Origin of the sequence: Kitasatospora sp. NPDC050543 (assembly GCF_044457565.1) — a bacterium.
Taxonomy (GTDB): Bacteria; Actinomycetota; Actinomycetes; order Streptomycetales; family Streptomycetaceae; genus Kitasatospora.
Genome location: NZ_JBITGZ010000036.1, coordinates 59,794 through 67,151 on the forward strand (window position 1 = coordinate 59,794; position 7,358 = coordinate 67,151).

A 7,358-nucleotide genomic window follows, 5' to 3' on the forward strand; every position below is an offset into this window, starting at 1 on the left:
GCCGTCCCCGAGCCGCCATCGCCCTGGCTCTTCTCGCACACGGCCCTGATGGACCGGGTGCGGGCGCGAGTCGGGGACAAGCGCGTCCTGGCTCTGGTGTAGGCGTTCCTCAAGGTGGTGCCTGATGGTGCATGGCACCCAGGCAGACGCCGAGGCGCTACGCGAGCAGATCGCAGAGGTCCTCTCCACGATGGGCGTGCGCCTGTCTCAGGAGAAGACCCTGATCACCCACATCGAGCAGGGCCTGGACTTCCTCGGCTGGCGCATCCAGCGCCACCGAAAACCAGGCGCCAACCGGTACTACGTCTACACCTACCCGGCCAAGAAGGCCTTGCGGGCCATCACGGCCAAGGTCAAGACGCTGTGCCGCGAGGTCGGTACGAACCAGCCGCTCGACGCCCTGCTCTCCCGGATCAATCCGGCGGTGCGGGGCTGGTGCGCCTACTTCCGGCCGGGGGTGTCCTTTGCGACCTTCTCCTACCTGCGCAACTACCTGTGGTTCGCGGTCTGGCGATGGGTGCGGCAGAAGCACCCCAAGACGGCCTTGAGGAAGATCTACCGCCAGTACCTTGGGCGGGGATCTTGGTGGGCCAGCGAGAACAGGGAGCTGTTCAACCCGATCTCGGTAGGCACCACACGCTACCGCTATCGGGGAGCAGCCATCCCCTCTTCCTGGCCGATCACGGGATGAGAACCACCAACCACGAGGTCCCTTTCCGGGCTTGTGGAGAGCCGGGTGCGGTGCCAAGTCGCATGCCCGGTTCGGGAAGCGGCTCCGGGGAAACGGGCCGGTCGAAAGACCGGAACCGCGCCCCGGGCCGACTTCACCACCGGCCGACCGGGCAGGATGTCCCAGCACTGTCCCAGCCCGGGCGCAGAACGCTGCCACCAGGGCGAGGTTCATGACTTCCTTCCCCGCCGGCGCCCAGGACCGCCGCGGGAGCGCGAGGGAACGGTTGCGTGGGCCCCCATTGCCCGTTGGGCGGACCGGGGCGCCTCTCCACGCGCTGCACATCCCACCCCTCGACGCCACCCCGGGGGCCCCGACAGGGCCTGGGGCGTGGGCCGAGCAGGTGAGTAGTTCGTCACCCCCCGCTGTCGCACGGACGGAGTAGTCCCTCCGTGCTCCCGCTGGCGGCCGGCCGAGCGGCCGGAACGCCGGGGTCCGGCTGTGGCGGCGGCCGGGCCGTAGGGCAGGATGGCAGTCCGTTCGGAATGCGTACATCCGCTCCGACGTAGCTGCGCACAATACGACCTGACAGGCGACAAGGTGACGACACAGCACACACGGCGGCCGGCGGCGGCCCATTCCCTCGCCCTCCACGCTGCGGGGGCGGGACGGTGACCCGGGACCTGGTCCTGCATGACTGGGTGGTGGCCGGCATCGCGCTGGCCTCCGGCTGTGTGGCCGGCCTGGTGCTGCGGGCTCTGATGAAGTGGCTGGGCAAGCACGCGAGCAGGACCAAGTGGAGCGGGGACGACATCATCGTCGACGCGCTGCGCACCATCGTCCCCTGGGCGGCCGTGATCGCCGGGGCCGCGGTGGCCGCTTCGGCCCTGCCGCTCACCGCGCGGATCGGGGGGCTGGTCGACCGGTCCCTGACAGCCGTGCTCATCGTCATCGCGACGCTCAGCGCGGCCCGGGTGGTGGCCGGGCTGGTGCAGTCGGTGGCCGCGTCCCGGACGGGCGTCGCGGCGTCCGCGACCATCTTCGTGAACATCACCCGGATCGTGGTGCTGTCGATGGGCGTCCTCGTGGCCCTGGAGACCCTCGGGGTGTCCATCGCCCCGCTGGTCACCGCCCTCGGGGTGGGCGGTCTCGCGGTCGCGCTGGCGTTGCAGGACACCCTCGCCAACCTCTTCGCGGGTGTGCACATCCTCGCCTCGAAGACGGTCCAGCCAGGTGACTACATCCGGCTCACCAGCGGGGAGGAGGGGTACGTCGTCGACATCAACTGGCGCAACAGCGTGGTGCGCAACCTGTCGAACAACCTGGTGATCATCCCCAACGGCCGCCTGGCCCGGACGAACATGACGAACTACTCCCAGCCCGAGCAGAAACTGTCGATCCTGGTCCAGGTCGGGGTCGGCTACGACAGCGACCTGGAGCACGTGGAGGCGGTCACCCTCGACGTCGTCGACAGCGTGATGGCCGATATCAGCGGCGGCGTGCCCGACCACGAGGCCGCCGTCCGCTTCCACACCTTCGCGGACTCCAGGGTCAACTTCACGGTGATCCTGGGCGTCGGCGAGTTCAGCGACCAATACCGGATCAAGCACGAGTTCATCAAGCGCCTGCACCAGCGGTACCGAACGGAGGGCATCTCGATCCCCGCACCCACGCGCACGGTCTCGCTCCAGCAGGACGGGGCGGGCGCACCGTCGTCCCTCCCGCCGGTGCCGCACCAGTGGGATGCGTCGTCCGAGGTGCTGGCGGACCGGCGGCGGTAGCCGGCGCGGGGGCTAGACGCAATACCGGTGACTTTGGTGGGCTTTGGTCGTTGGGCTGATTGTGCCAAGGCCTGGTCAGGTGAAGTCGGCGGCGGGTGAGCGGTTCTCGGATCGGATCGCGCTCGGGGTGCTGCCCCGTGCGTTCCCGCCGGAGCTCGTGGATGAGGTGATCGCTGAGTGCGGGCGAGTCGAGAAGCGTCATCGGCTGCTGCCCGCGCGGGTGGTCGTGTACTTCGTCCTCGCCATGTGCCTGTTCTCGGGCCAGGGCTACGAAGAGGTCGCGCGCCTGCTCGCCCACGGACTGGAGAGGGAAGGGCGCTGGCAGGGCTCCTGGCGGGTGCCGACGACAGCCGCGATCGGCCGGGCGCGTCTGCGGCTGGGGCCGGAACCGCTACGGGCCCTGTTCGCCCGGGTCTGCCGGCCGGTGGCGACTGTGGAGACGGACGGGGCCTGGTTTCGAGGATGGCGTCTGGTCGCCGTGGACGGCACCACCTTCGACCTTCCCGACACGGCGGCGAACGCGGAGTTCTTCGGCCGGCCGGGAACCTGCCGGGGGCAAGGACGCAGTGCGTATCCGCAGGCGAGGGTCACCGCGCTGGTCGAGTGCGGCACCCACGCCGTGTTCGCGGCCCAAGTCGCACCACTGGCTGTCCACGAGACCGCGCTCGCCCAGGAGTTGTTCGCTTCCCTGACGCCCGGGATGCTTCTGCTGGGTGACCGTGGCTTTCGCGGTCTCGACCTGTGGCGGGCGGCGACCGCGACCGGCGCCGACCTCCTGTGGCAGGCCAAGAGCGACGCCGTCCTTCTGGTCCTGACTACGCTGGAGGACGGCTCCTATCTCTCGCAGATCTTCGCCGCCCGCGACACGAACCGCCGCGCCGACCCAACCCAGGTCCGCATCATCGAGTACACCCTCGGTCGAACGGACGGCGAAACCACTGTCTACCGGCTGGTCACGAGCATCCTCGACCCACAGGCCGCGCCAGCTGCGGAACTCGCCGCCCTCTATGCCCAGCGGTGGGAGATCGAGACCACGCTGGATGAGATCAAGACCCACCTGGGCGGGCCGCGCCTGGTCCTGCGGTCCCAGCACCCGCGCGGCGCCGAGCAGGAGATCTTCGCCTTCCTCCTGGTCCACCACGCACTACGCGACCTCATGCATCAGGCCGCCCGGCAGGTCAGCCACGATCCCGACCGAATCTCCTTCATCCGCACCCTGCGGGTCGCCCGCCGCCACGTCACCGCCCAGGCGGCTAAGAGCTCGGCGGCGGCGTCAAGGGTGGGCGAGATACGGGAGGGGCCTCTGCTATCCAGGGGATCGACCAAGATCTTCCTGAGAGAGCAGAGGCTCAGTCGCCCAGTTTGTCACGGGCGGAACCTATGACGTGTTCGCGCCTGGTCATATCGGTGAGTTAACGCAGGTCATCCCACCCGAGTCGGTGGACGCGGTACTGGACGAGACCGGAGCTCGCGAGCGACGACTTCGGAGCCTCCCCTCCCGCGTGGGGGTGTACTTCGTGCTCGCGCTCGGGCTGTTCGGGCACCTGGGTGCCTGGCTGGTATGGAGCAAGCTCGTGGCCGGACTGGCCGCCCGAGCTCCGCAGCCGTCGGAGAAGGCACTTCGCGATCTGCGTCGCCGAGTCGGCGTGGCCCCGCTCAAGCGGCTGTTCGACGTGCTGGCCGGCCCGCTGGCCCAGCCGTCCACGCCCGGAGTGCGCTACCGCCGCTGGCGCACGGTCGCCTTCGACGGCTGCGGCAGCCTGTCCGTCCCCGACCACGAGCGCAACCGATCCTGGCTCGACCACACCGAGCGCCGCTACGGTCCGGCAGGCTACCCCCGGCTGATGCTCATGACCCTGTGCGAAACAGGCACCCGCGGCCTGATCGCAGCCGCCTTCGGCCCCGCCACCAAGGACGAGACCGACTATGCCCGGGACCTGGTCAACCACCTGACCTCGGACATGCTCCTTCAGGCGGACCGCGCCTTCGACAGCAACGAACTGCTCGCAGACATCGCGGCTCACGGGGCGCAATCTCTGATTCGCGCCACCAGCGTCCGGCGCCCACCGGTGCTGGCGCTGCTGCCCGACGGCTCCTACCTGACTCGGATCGGGGGTCTCCCGCTGCGGGTGATCGAGGCCGAAATCCGCTCCCGCACCGCCGACGGCGGCGACTTCGGCGGGACCCACCGCCTGCTGACCACGCTCGGCAACCACCGCACCGATCCCGCGGACCACCTGGTGCGTCTCTACCACGAGCGCTGGGGTGCGACACGAAGTCGCACGAGATTGAGTGAATTACCTGACAGGAGGATCGGCTTGATGTCGACAGCGTAGTTCCGGGCCAGTGCTCAAGGCCCGTCCCCACTTCGACATGCGTCGCCGGTAACGGCGGGGTGTGAAGCTCGGAGGAGAAGCCCAAGGGCCCCTGTTCCATCCGGGGGTTACAGGCAAGGGGAAGACCGGACGGGTGAACGTGAGTGAACCCCTGACGATGCTTCGTGATCGTGGGCCCCGCCGATGGGTTGTTCCAGCGGGGTGCAGGACTGGCCGTTGAGAAGCGGCAGGCGCCGGCTGAGGACCCATCATCAGCCGGGAGAGCATCGCCGTCCCGGAGTTTAGGGGGCACCCACCCCGGTCGTATCTCACTCGTGTGGAACGTGGAAACCCCGTTGGGGTCCGGACGTGAAGGCGTTCGGTAAGCCGACCGTAAGGAAGGCTCAACTCCCCAGCGGGCACAGGATGACCCAAGAAGCGAACGCCGGTCGCCGAAAGGCAGCGGGAAATCGGGGCAGATGGCCAGCACCTCCGCTGGTCGCCCCGCATAACCGGCCGGATACGGGCTCTGCCCGGACCCGAAAGGGTGCTGACGTGGGTCAGGTGGGCCTGTGAGGACTCGATGGCATCAGCACTGGAACCGAAGGGCAAGTTGGACACCGTGGCGACACCATCATCCGTGGCGGACACCGCCCAGGACGACACCGTCGCCAGGGTGAACGGACCGGAGGGCGACTTCACCGACTGGCAGTCGATCGACTGGCAGGGCGCGGAGGAGGAAGTACGGCGGCCGAGGCAGCGGATCTTCACGGCGTCACAGGCAGGGGACCTCAAAAGGGTCCGTAATCTCCAGAAACTGATGCTCCGTTCCCGTTCCAACACGCTGGTGAGCGTGCGGCGGGTTACGGAGGTCAATGCTGGCCGCAAGACGGCGGGGATCGATGGCCGGGTCGTCCTGCTGCCCCGGGGGAAGGCCGAGTTGGCCGACTGGATGCAGCATCGGGCGGCCCCGTGGAAGCCCTTGCCCGTCAGGCGGGTGTATATCCCCAAGGCCAATGGTCGTCAGCGTGGCCTCGGAATTCCCGTGATCATCGACCGGTGTCTTCAAGCCGTGGCGTTGAACGCGTTGGAGCCCGAGTGGGAGGCGCGGTTCGAGCCGAGGTCCTACGGATTTCGTCCCGGCCGCGGCTGCCATGACGCGATCGGAGCGATCTTCCTGGCCGCCAAGGGCAAGAGCCCGAAGCGCCAGTGGATCCTCGACGCGGACCTGGCAGCGGCGTTCGACCGCATCGACCATGACCACCTCCTCGCCTCCATCGGACAGTTCCCCGCCCGGGGACTGGTCGAGCAGTGGTTGAAGGCGGGAATGATCGACCGCGGTTCCTTCGCTCCGACCGAGGAGGGGGTTCCGCAAGGCGGGATCATCTCCCCCGTGCTGATGAACGTGGCCCTGCATGGAATGGAAGAGGCCGCCGGAGTCCGCTACCGCACCTCCGGCCCCCGTGCCGGTGAACTGGCAGTGGGCTCACCGACCTTGATCAGGTACGCCGACGATCTGGTGGCGCTCTGTCACAGCCGTGACGAGGCCCAGCAGGTCAAGGTACAGCTCGCCGAGTGGCTGGCGCCCAGGGGTCTGAACTTCAACGAGGAGAAGACGCGCATCGCGCACCTCGACGAGGGCTGCGACTTCCTGGGGTTCAACGTCCGCCGCTACCACGGCATGCTGCTGATCAAGCCGAGCAAGGCGGGCGTGCGACGGATCCGGGCACGGCTCACCGCCGAAGTGCTTGCCCTTCGGGGGCAAAACGCGGCGGCTGTGATCGCCAAGCTCAACCCGATCATCCGGGGCTGGGCTGCCTACTATCGGGGCGTGGTCTCCAGCGAGGTGTTCACCTCGCTGGACGACCATGTGTGGCGGCTGGTCTACAAGTGGGCCAGGCACACGCACCCGAACAAGCCGAGGGGCTGGGTCACGGCCCGGTACTTCGGCCGGTTCAACACCTCCAGGCAGGACCGGTGGGTGTTCGGCGACCGGGAGACCGGCCGCTATCTCGCCAAGTTCGCCTGGACCAAGATCGTCAGACACCAGTTGGTCATCAAGGGCGCATCCGTGGACGACCCGGCGCTGACCGAGTACTGGGCCTCACGGCGACGCAGGAACAAGCCTCCGCTGAGTCCGTTCTGGTTGCGTCTGCTCCAGACGCAGCAAGGACGGTGCCCGCTCTGCGGAAGTCTCCTCCTGCACGCCACCCAACAGCCGCAAAGCCCTCAGGAATGGGAGCAGTGGCTGCGGGCGACCCGAACGGCGGTCCGCGAGAACGCGATCACCGTCGAAGCGGGCGCAGGCAGGTCTGACGGTCTCGTCGCCTTCCGACTCATCCATGCCCATTGCCACCGCTGGCGCGGCGGCAATGGCAACAGGGAACCAGCACTTCTGGCTGCCCGTGAGCCTTCAGGGCCTGCTTGAGCCGGATGCCCGGAAAGCGGGCAAGTCCGGTTCTGAGGGGGGTGGGGGGGGGGGGGCCCCCCCCCCACCCCCCCCCAACCCCACCCCCACCCCCGCGCGACCTAACACCCCGCCGCAAGGCCGGGGTCTACGTTGGACAGTCCCCGGGGGGCGGAACCACGGGA

General features: G+C 68.5%; 4 protein-coding genes and 1 pseudogene. All 5 read left to right on the forward strand.

Going from position 1 to position 7,358, the window contains the following annotated elements:
• Positions 1–124 precede the first annotated feature (124 nt).
• Positions 125–691, forward strand: coding sequence for a group II intron maturase-specific domain-containing protein (locus ACIBH3_RS30650; RefSeq protein ID WP_396315360.1), 567 nt, complete (start codon positions 125–127; stop codon positions 689–691).
• A gap of 650 nt (positions 692–1,341) precedes the next feature.
• Complete coding sequence (locus ACIBH3_RS30655) at positions 1,342–2,451, forward strand: mechanosensitive ion channel family protein (RefSeq protein WP_396315361.1); 1,110 nt, start codon at positions 1,342–1,344, stop codon at positions 2,449–2,451.
• Between the two features lie 61 nt (positions 2,452–2,512).
• Positions 2,513–3,703 (forward strand): annotated as a pseudogene (locus ACIBH3_RS30660) (IS4 family transposase); the annotation flags it as partial.
• A 133-nt stretch (positions 3,704–3,836) separates the two neighbouring features.
• Positions 3,837–4,787, forward strand: a complete 951-nt coding sequence (locus tag ACIBH3_RS30665; protein ID WP_396315362.1) for a transposase domain-containing protein — start codon at positions 3,837–3,839, stop codon at positions 4,785–4,787.
• Positions 4,788–5,406: 619 nt separating this feature from the next.
• Positions 5,407–7,194: a group II intron reverse transcriptase/maturase gene (gene ltrA, locus ACIBH3_RS30670; RefSeq protein ID WP_396315363.1), complete on the forward strand. Its 1,788-nt coding sequence runs from the start codon at positions 5,407–5,409 to the stop codon at positions 7,192–7,194.
• Positions 7,195–7,358: the final 164 nt, after the last annotated feature.